Source organism: Devosia epidermidihirudinis (assembly GCF_000971295.1).
GTDB classification, from domain to species: domain Bacteria; phylum Pseudomonadota; class Alphaproteobacteria; order Rhizobiales; family Devosiaceae; genus Devosia; species Devosia epidermidihirudinis.
In genome coordinates, this window is the sequence record NZ_LANJ01000019.1 from 24016 (window position 1) to 39115 (window position 15100).

At 59.7% G+C, this 15100-nt stretch carries 9 protein-coding genes; 2 read left to right on the plus strand and 7 right to left on the minus strand.

All coding sequences use genetic code 11. The features are described from left to right. Positions 1 to 3: 3 nt before the first annotated feature. The 7 genes from glgX to WH87_RS11920 all read right to left on the minus strand — a co-directional run bounded on the left by glgX (position 4) and on the right by WH87_RS11920 (position 13092). A complete protein-coding gene (glgX, locus tag WH87_RS11890; protein ID WP_046137545.1) occupies positions 4 to 2010 on the minus strand; it encodes a glycogen debranching protein GlgX in 2007 nt (668 codons plus the stop codon). A 13-nt stretch (positions 2011 to 2023) separates the two neighbouring features. Continuing rightward, positions 2024 to 3658, minus strand: a complete 1635-nt coding sequence (locus WH87_RS11895) for an alpha-D-glucose phosphate-specific phosphoglucomutase (protein WP_046137544.1) — start codon at positions 3656 to 3658, stop codon at positions 2024 to 2026. Beyond that, positions 3639 to 5099, minus strand: coding sequence for a glycogen synthase GlgA (glgA, locus tag WH87_RS11900; protein ID WP_046137623.1), 1461 nt, complete (start codon positions 5097 to 5099; stop codon positions 3639 to 3641). Before glgA ends, WH87_RS11895 begins: the two co-directional genes overlap by 20 nt. Beyond that, the gene (gene glgC, locus WH87_RS11905; RefSeq protein WP_046137622.1) at positions 5099 to 6370 is read right to left on the minus strand and encodes a glucose-1-phosphate adenylyltransferase; all 1272 of its coding nucleotides are present in this window, start codon (positions 6368 to 6370) and stop codon (positions 5099 to 5101) included. The genes glgA and glgC overlap by 1 nt, the downstream gene beginning before the upstream one ends. A gap of 57 nt (positions 6371 to 6427) precedes the next feature. Further along, on the minus strand, positions 6428 to 8629 hold the full coding sequence (gene glgB, locus WH87_RS11910; protein WP_407060043.1) for a 1,4-alpha-glucan branching protein GlgB: 2202 nt from the start codon (positions 8627 to 8629) through the stop codon (positions 6428 to 6430). 100 nt (positions 8630 to 8729) lie between these two features. Continuing rightward, positions 8730 to 11207, minus strand: coding sequence for a glycogen/starch/alpha-glucan phosphorylase (locus WH87_RS11915; RefSeq protein ID WP_046137542.1), 2478 nt, complete (start codon positions 11205 to 11207; stop codon positions 8730 to 8732). 94 nt (positions 11208 to 11301) lie between these two features. Next, the gene (locus WH87_RS11920) at positions 11302 to 13092 is read right to left on the minus strand and encodes a monovalent cation:proton antiporter-2 (CPA2) family protein (protein WP_046137621.1); all 1791 of its coding nucleotides are present in this window, start codon (positions 13090 to 13092) and stop codon (positions 11302 to 11304) included. Between the two features lie 257 nt (positions 13093 to 13349). Here WH87_RS11920 and WH87_RS11925 point away from each other — a divergent pair, with 257 nt between their 5' ends. Then, the gene (locus tag WH87_RS11925; RefSeq protein WP_046137541.1) at positions 13350 to 14291 is read left to right on the plus strand and encodes a nucleoside hydrolase; all 942 of its coding nucleotides are present in this window, start codon (positions 13350 to 13352) and stop codon (positions 14289 to 14291) included. 62 nt (positions 14292 to 14353) lie between these two features. Beyond that, entirely contained in the window at positions 14354 to 14965 is a 612-nt protein-coding gene (locus tag WH87_RS11930; RefSeq protein ID WP_046137540.1) for a LysE family translocator, read from the plus strand. The last annotated feature ends 135 nt before the right edge of the window (positions 14966 to 15100 follow it).

Consider the following 15100-nt stretch of genomic DNA (forward strand, 5'->3'; position numbering starts at 1 on the left):
ACCTCAATTAGCTTCCGCCCGAACCAACGCCACTACCGAGCGCGGCGTCAGCGTTGCGGTGCCTTCCGAAAATCCGACCTCAGCCGAATTGTCCGACTGCAGCCCGACGGCCCAATGCCCTTCTGGCAGGCGTGCCACCACCGGCTCGACCTTGCGGTTAAACCAGATCAGCACTTCATCGTCCTTGTGACGCAACTGCATGCCCAGCACCGACGCGCCGGAATAGTCCCAGTCACCCTGATTCATTTCTCGCCCATCGGGGTGCAACCACACCACGTCGCGCACACCAGCTTTGTCCTGCCCTGTGAGGAAATGGTCATGCGTTAGCGCCAGATGCTCCTTGCGGAAATTCATGGCCGCTGCGACGAAGTCGACCAGATCGCCATCGCTGTTTTCCCAATCCAGCCAGGTGATTTCGTTGTCCTGCGCATAGGCATTGTTATTGCCACCCTGCGTGCGGAACATCTCATCGCCCTGCTGCAACAGCGGCACGCCGCGCGCAACGAACAGCGTGGCCAGCAGCGCCCGAACATCCCGCTTGCGGGCAGCGACGATGCCGGCGTCGTCGGTTTCACCTTCGACGCCGCAATTCCAGGATGCGTTGTGGCTGTGGCCGTCGCGGTTCTCTTCGCCATTGGCCTCGTTGTGCTTATCGGTGTAGCTGACGAGATCACGCAATGTGAACCCATCATGCACCGCCAGCATGTTGACGCCATGGCTTGGCTTACGGCCGTTGAAATTGAAGATTTCGGCCGAGCCGGCAACCTTGCCGGCGAGCGCGCCAATCTTGCCGTCTTCGCCGCGCCAGAACTCGCGCACATCGTCGCGGAACGTGTCGTTGTGTTCCTTGAATTCCTTGCCGAACTGGCCCAGCGCATAGCCGCCCGGACCTGGATCCCAGGGCTCAGCAACCAGAATGCATTTGCTCAGAACGGGATCGGCTTTGATCTTTTCGAGCATGATCGCGTTCGGATTGAACCCGGGGTCACGCCCCAGAACCGTCGCCAGATCGAAACGGAAACCGGATACACCCATTTCCTCGACCCAATAGCGCAGACTATCGATCACCAAGCGCTGCGTCGCGGGATGGTCGCAGCGCAGCGTATTGCCAGTGCCGGTGTCGTTGACCAGATGCTGCTTCCCGTCGACTTCGACGAAGCGATAGTAAGTCTTCGCGTCCAGTCCCATCAGGCTCAACATCGGACCGTTGGCGTCGCTCTCCCCGGTGTGGTTGTAGACCACGTCGAGGATCACCGAGATGCCGTTCTTGCGATAAAGGTCGGTCATGTTCCGCAGTTCCTGCGGGCCACGGGGCGCCAGACGCGGGTCAATGGCCGAATAGGCTACCGGGTTGTAACCCCATGCATTGGTCAACCCAAGCACCGGCAGGTGCCCCTCATCGATCCAGGCGGCCGTTGGCATCAGCTGCAGCGTATCAACGCCGATATATTTGAGGTGATCGATCACCCGCTGCGTCGTGAGTGCCGCGATAGTGCCGCGCAATGGTCCCTGCACGCTTGGGTGGCGCATGGTGTAGCCGCGCACGTTCATCTCATAGAACATGCCCGGTGCTTTCTTGCGCGGCAGGATGTTCTCGCCACTATCGCTGACGACGATGGCCTTGGGGATCAGCGGCGCGGTGTCGACTGCCTCGGCGCGATCCAGCCGGAGGCGGGGCGAGCGCACGAACACGCGATCCAGCCGCTTGGCATAGGGATCGACCAGCAGCTTCATTGGATCAAAGAAATAGCCCTGATCCGGATTGTACTCACCATCGGCCCGCAGCCCGTAGCGCGTGCCAGCACCAATGCCCTCGATCAGCCCGGCGCGGATATTGTCCTGATGCACATCGAGCTCGAAGCGGTCAGTTTCCTGATCCTGCTCGTCAAATAGCGACACCCAGATGGCGGTCGCGCTCTCCGAATAAACGGCGAAGTTTACGCCCACCTCGGTGAGCGTGGCCCCCAGATGTTGGATACTGCCCCCATTGGGGACCAGCGTAGGTTTCATGTTTTATCCGATATCAGGTGATGACGCTGGGAGCTTCACGCCCCGTCCGCTTTTTGATCCCTGAAAGCTCTTCAGCAAGGGCAATCAGCGGCTCAAGGGCAAGTTGTGTATCCAGATCATGACGGCCGTCGGCCGCCTCATACCGCTCCAGATACACTCGCAACGTGGCACCAACCGTGCCGGTTCCACTCAGGCGCACAACGATGCGAGAACCATCCGTAAAACCGATGCGAATGCCCTGCTTGGCGCTGGTCGAACCATCGATCGGGTCGAGATAGGTGAAATCATCAGCATAGGCGACCTGAAGGTCCTCGCCGAAGCTCTTTCCAGGCAACGCGGGAAGCTGCGCGCGCAGATCATCAACCAGCTTGCCTGCAATGGCAGCATCGACCTCTTCATAATCGTGGCGGGTGTAGTAGTTGCGCCCATAGGTCGCCCAATGCTCGCGCACAATCTGGTCAACGCTCTGCTTGCGCACCGCCAGAATGTTCAGCCACAGCAAAACGGCCCAAAGACCATCCTTCTCCCGAACGTGGTTGGAGCCTGTTCCTGCACTTTCCTCGCCACAAATGGTGACCCGGCCAGCATCGAGCAGATTGCCGAAGAACTTCCAGCCAGTCGGCGTCTCGTGCATTTCAATGCCGAGCTTTTCCGCAACCCGGTCTGCCGCAGCACTGGTTGGCATCGAACGCGCAATGCCTGCAATACCGCCAGCATAGCCGGGCGCCAGCGACGCATTGGCCGCCAACAGCGCCAACGAGTCCGACGGCGTCACAAAACGGTTCTTGCCGATGATCAGATTGCGGTCGCCGTCGCCGTCAGACGCAGCGCCGAAATCGGGGCCATCAGCGGTCATCAGCAGATCGTGCATGTCCTTGCAGTAGACCAGATTGGGATCGGGATGCCCGCCGCCAAAGTCTGGCGAGGGCGTACCATTGACCACCGTCCCCTTGGGCGCGCCCAGCGTGTCCTCAAGCAACACATGGGCATAAGGACCCGTGATGGCGTTCATGGCGTCGAACGTCATGCGGAACCCGCCGGCAAACAGGGCGCGGATTGCGTCGAAATCAAACAGCGTCGCCATCAGCGCCGCATAGTCTGCTACGGGGTCGATCACCTCGACCACCATGTCACCCACATGCTGCGTGCCGATCTGGCCCAGCGCAATATCGGGGGTATCGACCGTCTTGTAGCTGTCGATCACCTTGCTGCGGGCAAACACCGCATCGGTGATCTTTTCCGGCGCCGGCCCACCGTTGCCGATATTGTACTTGAGGCCGAAGTCGCCATCCGGACCGCCGGGATTGTGGCTCGCCGACAGTACCAGGCCACCAAAGGCCTTGTGATGGCGGATGACATGACTGGCCGCAGGCGTCGACAGCAGTCCGCCCTGCCCCACCAGCACGCGGCCAAAGCCGTTGGCCGCCGCAATGCGGATCGCCTTCTGAATCACGACGTCGTTGTAATAGCGCCCGTCGCCGCCAATGACCAATGTCTCACCGGCAAACCCGTCCAGACTGTCAAAGATCGACTGGATATAGTTCTCGACATAATTGGGCTGTGCGTAGACCGTCACCCGCTTGCGCAGGCCAGACGTTCCAGGCTTCTGGTCGTCATATGGCGTGGTCTTAATCGTTTGAATCGTCATCGGTTTTCAGCCCAATCAAGGATGCATAGAGATCGGCATAGCGCGCTGCGCTGGTCTCCCAGGAGACGTCCGATTTCATGCCTCGGCGTTGAATTTTCTTCCACATTTTGTCATCGGCATAGAGGTCCAGCGTGCGCCGAATGGCATCGCGAAGGGCCCCGGCGCTGGGTGGCGAAAACTGCACACCCGTTGCCACTTCCGCCTGCAGCGCTGCCACATTGGCGTCGATGACGGTATCGTTCAGACCGCCAACGCGGCTGACCAACGGCACACAGCCATAGCGCAAGGCATAAAGCTGCGTCAGGCCGCACGGCTCAAACCGCGACGGCACCATCATCACGTCGGACCCAGCCTGAATGAGGTGGCTCAGCGGCTCGTTATAGCCGGTGACGATGCCAACGCGGCCCGGATGACGCTGCGATGCGGCCCTGATCGAGTTCTCCAGATCGGTATCACCCGACCCCAGCACGGCCAGTTGCGCGCCATTTTCGACCATGTAGTCGATATTCTGCGCCAAAAGGTCGATGCCCTTCTGCCAGGTCAGACGACTGACCACGGCAAACAGCGGTCCACCGCCATCGTCGAGACCAAAGGCCTCTCGCACCGCAGCTTTGTTGATGCGGCGAAGGTGGATGGTATTGGGACCATAGCCTTGGCGCAGCGCCGGGTCCGTGGCCGGATCCCACGCCCCAAGATCAATGCCGTTCAGCACGCCATGGACCGTTTCCGAGCGGTTGTTCAGCAGACCCTCAAGGCCCATGCCAAACTCCGGCGTACGGATTTCCGAGGCGTAAGTCGGACTGACGGTCGTGACGACATCAGCGCATTCGACACCAGCCTTGAGATAGCCAACGCCACCATAATACTCGACGCCCTCGACCGAGAAGGCATGCGCAGGCAGACGAAGCTGCGAGAAAATATCAGCCCCGAATGTGCCCTGAAAGGCCATATTGTGGACGGTGATGACGGTCTTCAGCGTCGATGACGGCCCGTATTTCACATAGGCCGGCACAAGCCCGGCCTGCCAGTCATGGGCGTGGATAACCTGCGGGCGATAGCCCTCGACAAGGCCTAGGCCCAGTTCCGACGCCACCCAGCTCAATGCGGCAAAGCGCTTCCAGTTGTCCGGCCAATCGCGCCCTTCCGGCCCCACATAGGGATTGCCCGGGCGGTCATAAAGCGCCGGCGCATCAAGCACGATCAGATCGAGCCCGGCAACGCGCCCGGCAATCAGCCGGGCGTTGACGCCAAACAGGTCGGTAATTTCGGCCACGACACGACCACCGGTTACCTTGCTCATCACAGCAGGGTAGCCCGGGATCAGCGTCCGCATCGTCACGCCACTATCGCTTAGGGCGCCCGGCAGGGCACCTGCCACGTCAGCGAGCCCCCCCGTTTTGACCAGCGGGTAGAGCTCGGACGCAACCGAGAGAACTTCGATCATCGGCTTTCCAGATACTTATTGATCATCGGCTGCGTGATCAGGGTCACCCCCTCCTCACTGCGGCGGAACCACTTGGCGTCGAACTCGGGGTCTTCACCAACGACGAGCCCCTCTGGGATATTCACCCCTCGGTCGATCACCACTTTCTTCAACCGCGCACTGCGCCCGATCTCGCAATAGGGCAGCACCACCGCCTCATCAAGCACCGAATAGGAGTGCACACGCGAACCCGTGGACAGCAGCGTGCGCTGCAAATGACCACCGGAGATAATGCAGTCGCCCGAAACCAGGGAGTTCACCGCCGAACCACGGCGACCATCAAAGTCGTGCACGAACTTGGCCGGAGGCGTGATCTCGGCATAGGTCCAGATCGGCCAGTCGCGATCGTAAAGATCGAGTTGTGGCTTGATGTCGGTGAGATCGATCGAAGCCTTCCAATAGGCATCGATGGTGCCGACGTCACGCCAGTAGCTGACCTCTTCATTGCTCGACCGCACGCAGGAGCGTGGGAAGCGATGCGCCCAGGCGGTACCGTTCTTGACGATATAGGGAATGATGTCCTTGCCGAAGTCGCGGCTGGAGCCTTCGGTGGCAGCGTCGCGGCGCAGCTGTTCCATCAGGAAGCGCGTCTCGAACACGTAGATGCCCATCGATGCCAGTGCCATGTCTGGCTTGTCCGGAATGCCTGGAGGATCCTTGGGCTTTTCGACGAAATCGACTACGCGGTCGCGACCATCGACATGCATCACGCCAAAGCCAGAAGCTTCAGTGCGCGGCACTTCGAGACAACCGATGGTCACGTCTGCGCCCGTGTCGACATGCTGACGCAGCATGATTTCGTAGTCCATCTTGTAGATGTGGTCGCCCGCCAGAATGACGATATAGCGCGCGCCGTAATCCTCGATGATATCGATGTTCTGATACACCGCGTCGGCTGTGCCCGCGTACCACATGTCCTCGGCGACGCGCTGGCTCGCGGGCAGCACATCGAAGCTTTCGTTACGCTCCTGACGGAGGAAGTTCCAGCCGCGCCCCAAATGGCGGATCAGGCTGTGCGCCTGATACTGCGTGGCCACCGAGATACGGCGAATGCCCGAATTGATCGCGTTGGAGAGCGCAAAATCGATAATGCGCGACTTACCGCCGAAATAAACGGCAGGCTTGGCGCGCCGATCCGTCAATTCCATGAGACGCGTGCCGCGCCCACCGGCCAGAACGTACGCCATTGCCTCGCGGGCGAGCGGTGATGGAACCCTATAGTCTGCCATAATCATACCCTCCACTAATGCCCGGATGACTCCGGAACGTATCCCCTCAGAACCGGATCATTCCGGCTCGTATTTCAAAAACAGTGTCGACAGCGGCGGCAGGAAAACCTCGGCCTCCGCAGGCCAATGCTTGCCCTCAACAGCATAAGCCGTCACCGCACCCTGATTTCCGGTGTTGGACCCCGCATACCAGCCTGCATCAGTGTTGATCCGCTCAACCCATTTGCCGACCAGTGGCATCGGAATTTTGTAACCGGCACGTGGCACTGGCGTGAAGTTTGCAACAACCAGCACCGGATCGGCCCCTGGGGCCTTGCGCAACCAGGCAAAGACCGAATTGGTGTGGTCATTGCCAATCACCCACTCAAACCCCTCCGGCTCGCAATCCCGCTCATAGAGCGCGGGAAGCTGACGGTAGGCAGCATTGAGATCGGCTATCAGGCGACGCACCCCCTCGTGCATCGGAGATTCCAATAGGTACCAGTCGAGCGCCTTGCTATCGGCCCACTCGTCGCGCTGGGCGAACTCCTGGCCCATGAACAACAGCTTTTTGCCCGGATGGCCCCACATGAACGCGTAATAGGCACGCAGATTGGCAAACTGCTGCCAATCATCGCCGGGCATCTTCTCCAACAGCGACCCTTTGCCATGCACCACTTCATCATGGCTCAGCGGCAACACGAAGTTCTCCGAGAACGCGTAGACCGTGCCGAACGTCATGTCGTTGTGATGGTACTTGCGATGCACCGCCTCGCGGCTCATGAAGCGCAACGTGTCGTTCATGAAGCCCATGTTCCACTTGAAGCCAAAACCCAGCCCACCCGTATGCACAGGATGGCTGACGCCAGGCCAGGACGTGGATTCTTCAGCGATCATGAACGTGCCGGGGTGGAGCCGATAGGCCTCCGAATTGACGCGTTTGAGAAATTCAACCGCTTCCAGATTCTGGTTGCCACCATGCTTGTTGGGCACCCATTCGCCCGGTTGGCGGGAGTAATCGAGATAGAGCATTGAGGCCACAGCATCGACCCGCAGCCCGTCAATGTGGAACTTCTCTAGCCAGAACAGCGCATTGTTGACGAGGAAGCTGACGACTTCCTTGCGACCAAAATTGTAGATCGCCGTGTTCCAGTCCGGGTGGAAACCCTGTCGCGGATCCGCATGTTCGTAGAGCGCCGTGCCGTCAAAATGGGCGAGACCATGCGCGTCCGTCGGGAAGTGTGCAGGCACCCAATCCAGGATCACGCCAAGCCCAGCCTCATGCGCCGCGTTGACAAAACGCGCAAAGCTCGCCGGATCGCCAAAGCGCGACGTTGGTGCAAACATGCCCGTCGGCTGATAGCCCCAGCTTGGATCATACGGATGCTCGCTGATCGGCATCAGCTCGATATGGGTGTACCCCATGTCCGCAGCGTAAGGCACCAGCTGCTCGGCCAACTGATCATAGGTCAGGAACCCGCCGTCGGGCCGACGACGCCAGCTGCCGGGGTGAACCTCGTAAATCGACATCGGCGTGCGGCGCCAATCGCGTGTGCCCCGCTCTTCGATATATTTGTCGTCCGTCCAAACGAACGGCGTTGGATCGGGTACGACGGACGCCGTGCGTGGGCGCAGTTCAGACTGGCGCGCATAAGGGTCCGCCTTCAGCGGCTGCACGACGCCATCAGGCCCAACGATTTCGTATTTGTAGATCGTGCCAGTTCCCAGCACCGGGATGAACACTTCCCAGATGCCGTTCTCGAACCGATTACGCATCGGATGGCGGCGACCGTCCCACTCGTTGAACGCACCAACCACGCTGACGCGCTGTGCATTGGGCGCCCAGACCGCAAAATGGGTGCCATGAATGCCTTCGAATTCCATTTCGTGGGCACCAAGGCGGTCGAACAGTCTGAGATGGCTGCCTTCGCCCATGTAGTAGTCATCCATCGGACCAAGCACGGGCCCAAAGGAATAGGGGTCATACACATCCCACTCCCCGCCCGCATTTTTGGCGTGATAGCGGATCGGCTGGCGCTGATCGATCGAAACTTTACCCTCGAAAAACCCGCCAGCATGGCGTGGAAAGAGGTGCCCAAGCTCGGTCCCGTCGAGCTTGAAAGCAGTGACAGTTTCAGCATGCGGAATGAAGGCGCGCAGCACCCATTGTCCGTTGACGTTCTGCAGCCCCAAAAACGCAAAGGGGTTGGGATGGCGGCCGCCGACAACGGCTTCCACTTCCCGAGAATCTGCTTGCCACTCTTCTTTGCTCACAGGCACGTCCCCCCGAATGCAGCTCTGGACTGTATGCCCCAGCTGTTCGAATTCAAATGTGCGGCAGGCCTGATCTTGATCGCCAGGTTAGCCCCGCCGCTCTCAATCATTCCGCTGCGGCCGGAACACCCCAGATGTCTTGCGCATACTGGCGGATCGTCCGGTCAGAAGAGAAGAACCCAACCCGCGCCGTGTTACGGATAGCCATGGCGTTCCAGCGCGCTTTGTCGGTCCAGATCGCGTCGACTTCTGCCTGCGCTGTGGCGTAGGCGTCAAAGTCCCGCGCAACCATGAACCAGTCGTGGTCATAAAGGCCGCCGATCAGGTCACGATAACGATCCGGATCATCTGGCGAGAACACGCCCGACGAAATGGACTCCAGCGCTTCCTTGAGACGCGGCGACGCTTCGATGGCCGAACGCGGCGTTTCACCCTGGGCGCGCTTTTCGTTCACTTCCTCGGTCGTCAGGCCGAAGATAACGATGTTGTCGGCCCCCACTTCCTTGTGCATCTCCACATTGGCGCCATCCATCGTGCCGATGGTGATTGCACCGTTGGCCATGAACTTCATGTTGCCGGTGCCCGACGCTTCCATGCCGGCAGTCGAAATCTGTTCGCTGAGATCGGCAGCAGGCACGATCACTTCAGCCAGGCTCACATTGTAGTTCGGCAGGAACACAACCTTGAGCAATCCACGCACCGCCGGATCATTGTTGATGACCTTCGCCACATCGTTGATCAGCTTGATGATGAGCTTGGCATTCCAGTAGCCCGGCGCCGCCTTGCCCGCAAAAATCTTAACGCGCGGAACCCAATCCCGTTCCGGATGCGCGCGAATTTCATCATACAGCGCAACGGCTTGGATAATGTTGAGTAGCTGACGTTTGTATTCGTGAATGCGCTTGATCTGCACGTCAAACATGGCATCTGGCGACACCACGATATTGAGACGGTCTTTGATCAGGCGGGCCAACTTTTCCTTGTTGGCACGCTTCACCTGGGCGAACTGCCCCTGGAAAGTCGGGTCCTCGGCATGTGCATCGAGCCCACGCAGCAACTCGATATCGTCGAGGAATTCAGGCCCAATGGTATCGGTGATCAGCTTGGTCAGATCAGGGTTACACTGCATCAGCCAGCGGCGCGGGGTAATGCCGTTGGTCTTGTTGTTGATGCGGTCAGGGTAGAGCTTGTGCAGGTCCGAGAACACGGTCTGCTTCATCAGCTCGGTGTGTAGCGCTGATACGCCATTGATCGAGTGCGATCCTACAAAAGCCAGCTGGCCCATACGGACACGACGGCCACCAGCCTCGTCGATCAACGAAACATTGGCTATCTGGCTGTCGGTGAACTTGGCGCGCTGACGCGCTTCGGCCAAAACGTCGGCATTGATCTGATAGATGATTTGCATGTGGCGCGGCAGCAGCCGCTCCAACAGCGCAACCGGCCAGCTTTCCAGCGCTTCTGGCAGCAAAGTGTGGTTCGTGTAACCGAACGTGCCCTTGCACAGCTTCCAGGCCTCAGCCCATTTGAGCCCGTTGTCATCGACGAGGATGCGCATCAGCTCGGCAATGGAGATTGCGGGATGCGTGTCGTTGAGCTGGATCGCGACTTTGTCTGGCAGCGAACCAAGATCGCCATACTGTTGCAGGTGGCGACGAACGATGTCCTGCAATGACGCAGACGAGAAGAAGAACTCCTGCCGCAGGCGCAGCTCCTGCCCTGCCGCCGTCGAGTCTGCCGGGTAGAGAACCCGCGTAATGGCTTCGGCCCGCGCACTTTCGGCCAGTGCACCGATATGGTCACCGGAATTGAACTTGTCGAGCAGGATAGGATCGATCGGCTGCGCACTCCAAAGGCGCAACGTATTCACCCGCGCCCCGCGCCAGCCGACGATTGGTGTGTCATAGGCCACCGCCAGCAGATGATCGTTGGGGCGCCATTCCTGACGCACTTCACCATCAGGGTCAGTAACAGGCTCGACGTGACCGCCAAAGCCGATCTCATAAGCGCTTTCGCGGCGCTCGAATTCCCATGGATTGCCGTGGGCAAGCCAGTCTTCTGGCAGCTCAACCTGCCAGCCTTCGCTCATTTCCTGACGGAACAGGCCATGGACATAGCGAATGCCGTAGCCATAGGCCGGGATTTTCACCGAGGACATAGATTCCAGAAAGCACGCAGCCAGACGGCCAAGGCCGCCATTGCCCAAGGCCGCATCGGGCTCGAGATTGATCAGGTCACCCAGATCAACATTGAGGTTTTTGAGAGCGTCACGGACGGGTTCGATCAGGCCAACATTGCTCATCGCGTCGCGCATCAGCCGACCGATCAGGAACTCGAGGCTGAGGTAGTAGACCCGCTTATGCGAGGTCCGCCAAGTTTCGCGGGATGACTCCATCCAGCGATCCATGACACGGTCGCGCACCGCCATGATGGTCGCAGCGAGCCAGTCGTGTGGCCGCGCAACAATAGGGTCTTTCCCAACTGAATAGATCAGTCTTTCAAGGATTTCGGCCTGGATGGCTTCAACTGTGCTGGCACGGGGTTCGGGCGTAGGGGCGTCGTATACGATTGGCGTTTGCGGCATATCGCAATCCAGTTTTCATGACGATCAGTTCCCCTCTGATACTTAAGTCTTGCACTTTATTTGAGCATGCGGAAGCCCCTTCGCGCTTCTCCTTTCAAGCAGGGTGACCGGGTGCGGTACTTTTGGCGACTTGCTCTTCAACATCCTCTTCGGACACAGCCACACCGCCTTCACGCGCCTGTTCAACTGCGTTGCTGATCAGCAGGTCGCGCCCACCCGCGCGCAAGTCTCCGGCCATCTGCAACTCAAGCCGCTGACGGTCACGGTCACGCACGCCGTCGATGACCTCTTCCGCCTCCTCGGCCGTAGCCCCCAGCCGCTGGATAGCTTCGCCACCAAACGCCAAAGCTGATTCGAACACTTCGCGCAGCTGGTAGTCGACGCTGGCATTGATCAGTTCGATGGCATGACCACGGTCAAACGCACGGGCCATGACCCGAGCCAGTGGAAACTCATCGCGCAAAAGTTCGGCGATCCGCGTCGTCTGCTCTTTCTTGTCGGTGCAGATCAAAATCACCTCGGCCGTGCCTGCCCCCGCGGCCCGCAGAATATCGAGGCGCGTGCCATCGCCATAATAGACCTTGAAACCCAGCTGAGCAGCGACGCGCACCATCTCTGTGTCGTTGTCGATGATGGAAACGCTGTGGCGCATGGCCAGTAAGGGCTGGCTGGCAATCTGCCCAAATCGCCCGAATCCGATCAGCAACACCTTGCTGCTCAGGCCATTGGCGGTTTCGACGCCGTCCATGGACTGCTCAGCGGCCTTGGGCATGACGTAGCGTAGCCCGATGATGAAGAACGGCGTCAGCACCATCGAGACGATGACAGTCGCCGTAAAAATCGCATTGGTCGGGCCGTCGATTAGGCCGGCTGTCGCTGCAGTCGTATAGAGCACGAAGGCGAATTCGCCGCCCTGCCCCATAAGCACCGCGCGCTCCAGCGCCTCGCCATGGCTCGATTTGAGCAGGCGCGCGATCACATAGATCGCCAGCGCCTTGACCAGCATATAGGCCACCACGCTCATCGCGATGATCGCCCAGTTCTCGGCGACGATGCTCAAATTCAGCGACATCCCGACGGCAAGGAAGAACAGCCCGAGCAGGATGCCACGGAATGGCTCCACGTCAGCTTCGAGTTGATGCTTGAAGGTCGAGGTCGACAACAGCACGCCGGCAAGAAACGCGCCCATAGCCATGGAGAGCCCACTGGCCTGAAACAGCAGCGCCGCGCCCAGCACCACCAGCAGCGCCGCAGCGGTCATCACCTCGCGTAGCTTGGTGGAGGCCAGCAGCGCAAAAAACGGGTTCATGATGCGGCGGCCAAGGAAGATCAGCAGCAATATGGCGCCCAGCGCGATACCGAAACCAGCGAAACGGGTAAACAGGCTGTCCTCAGTGCCCGAGGGCGCGAGAATGGCCACCACCGCCAGCAAGGGCACGATGGCGAGGTCTTCGAGCAACAGGATGGACACCATCTTCTGCCCGCTATCGCTGGTCAACTCACCGCGTTCGCCCAAAATCTGCATGACAATGGCGGTCGAGGTCAGAACGAAGCCCATGCCAAAGATGAACGCCACCACCGGTGCAAAACCCAGCAACACCCCGACGCCCGTCAGCAGAGCGCCGCAGGTCGCCACCTGGACGACGCCCAGCCCAAAGATCTGCTTACGCAGCGCCCACAGCTTGGACGGCTCCATCTCGAGCCCGATGATGAACAAAAACATCACCACGCCAAGTTCTGCAGTCGTCAACACGGATTCCGGGTCGCTGATCAACCCAATCCCGGATGGCCCCAGCAGCAGACCCGCTGCCAGATAGCCCAGCACCGACCCCAGCCCGAAGCGCTTGAACAAAGGCACGGCAATAACCGCCGCGCCCAGCAACATCACAATCGGGAACAGGTCCACGCCATGTCCGGCCGCTTCCGCGGCATGCCCTACTACTTCACCTGCCACGATTGTCTCCACGCTCGTCTGAGCTGATCTATTTTTCCCTCCGTGTGACAGGCGTCAAGCGCCATCAATGCATGGAGGCCAGTCGCGCAGCGGATTTGATTTGAGGGCCTGCCTCGGAGCCCAGTCGACCACGCAAATATCGCGAGCTAGTGTGCTGGCAACTCGACTCGAACCTGCAAGGCCCTGCAATGCCCCGTAAAATCATTATCGACACCGATCCCGGTCAGGACGATGCCGTTGCCATTCTCTTGGCGTTGGCTTCCCCAGAGGAGCTGGACGTCATTGGCATTGTGGCCGTCGCGGGTAATGTCGGGCTGCACCACAATGCCAACAATGCCCGCAAAATCGTCGAGCTCGCCGGCAAGACCGATGTTCCCGTCTACGCTGGCTGCGCGCGTCCGATGCGCCGCCAGTTGGTGACGGCTGAGCACGTCCACGGCGACACCGGCCTTAACGGCCCCGACCTTCCCGATCCCACCATTCCCCTGCAGGTCCAGCACGGCGTCGACTATATCATCGACACCCTGATGGCCGCAGAGCCCGGCACCATAACGCTTTGCACGCTTGGGCCACTGACCAACATCGCCATGGCGCTGATCAAGCAACCCGCCATCGCCGAGCGCATCGCCGAACTCGTCATGATGGGCGGCGCTTATTTCGAGGTCGGCAACATCACCCCCGCCGCCGAATTCAACATCTATGTTGATCCCGACGCTGCCGACGTTGTCCTGCGCAGTGGCGTGCCGATCACCATGCTGCCGCTCGATGTGACCCACCAGATCCAGTCGACGCCCGAGCGTCTTGCCGCCATCCTCGGCCTAGGCAACAAGTCCGGCAAAGCCGTCTACGACATGCTGACCTTCTCGGAATCCTTTGATCTCAAGAAGTACGGCTGGGCCGGTGCGCCGCTGCACGATCCCACGGTCATTGCCTATCTGTTGCAGCCCGAGCTATTCGAGGGGCGCCAATGCAATGTCACGATCGAGACGGCCAGCGAGCTCACTATCGGTATGACCGTTGCAGATTATTGGCATGTCACCGGCAAGGTGGCGAACGCCAATTTCCTGCGCAACGGCAACGCGGACGGCTTCTACAAGCTCCTCACTGAGCGCCTTGCTCGTCTGCCCTAAGAGCCAATTGCCCATCGGTCCAACCAAGCGTAGTGTCCGCCGCAAATCAGGCGGACACGACTATGGACCTCTTCACTCTTCTCACCTTCACCATTGCATACGCCATCGCGGTTCTGGTCCCAGGACCAGGCGTCGCCGCAGTGGTCGCGCGTGCATTGGGCGGCGGGTTCAAGGGTGCTTTCCCCATGGTTCTCGGCATTCTGGCCGGTGACCTCGTCTACTTCGTCTTTGCTGTGTTCGGCCTTGCCGCCGTCGCCACCTATTTCGGCCCGGTGTTCACCATCGTCCGCTGGGCTGGCGCTGCCTACCTGCTTTATATCGCCTATCGCTTCTGGACCGCCCGTCCTGGGGCCGAGCAGATGAAGCCGAAAAACGAAGACCGCCTGAAGACGTTCCTCGCAGGCTTCTCCCTCACCATGGGCAATCCCAAGACCATCGTTTTCTATCTGGCCATCCTGCCAACGGTCATCCCGCTCGACCAGATGAACCCTGTCGCCTTTGCCGAACTGACCTTCATCGTGGTCATTGTTCTGCTGATCATCGGCTGTGGCTACGCATGGCTGGCCTCGGCGGCCCGCGAAATGTTCCAGAGCCCAAAGGCTCTCGGGCGCCTCAACAAGACTGCGGGCGCCATGATGGCAACTGCCGCAGGCTTCGTCGTCTGGCAGCACTAGAAGTAGATCACGCAAGGGCGCTTTCTCGGTCACGTCATCGGCCACTCTAGAATATCGCTCTGCAATCGTCGTAGATGACAGATCAAGTTTACCAGACGTGAACCTTAGGGTTTGCTGCTTTCTTAAACCAAGACC

What these genes read in the sequence shown, in the direction of transcription:
- glgX (WP_046137545.1), bottom strand. Translation starts at nt 2,010, where the DNA reads ATGAAACCTACGCTGGTCCCCAATGGGGGCAGTATCCAACATCTGGGG.
- WH87_RS11895 (WP_046137544.1), bottom strand. Translation starts at nt 3,658, where the DNA reads ATGACGATTCAAACGATTAAGACCACGCCATATGACGACCAGAAGCCT.
- glgC (WP_046137622.1), bottom strand. Translation starts at nt 6,370, where the DNA reads ATGGCAGACTATAGGGTTCCATCACCGCTCGCCCGCGAGGCAATGGCG.
- WH87_RS11915 (WP_046137542.1), bottom strand. Translation starts at nt 11,207, where the DNA reads ATGCCGCAAACGCCAATCGTATACGACGCCCCTACGCCCGAACCCCGT.
- WH87_RS11920 (WP_046137621.1), bottom strand. Translation starts at nt 13,092, where the DNA reads ATGTTGCTGGGCGCGGCGGTTATTGCCGTGCCTTTGTTCAAGCGCTTC.
- WH87_RS11925 (WP_046137541.1), top strand. Translation starts at nt 13,350, where the DNA reads ATGCCCCGTAAAATCATTATCGACACCGATCCCGGTCAGGACGATGCC.
- WH87_RS11930 (WP_046137540.1), top strand. Translation starts at nt 14,354, where the DNA reads ATGGACCTCTTCACTCTTCTCACCTTCACCATTGCATACGCCATCGCG.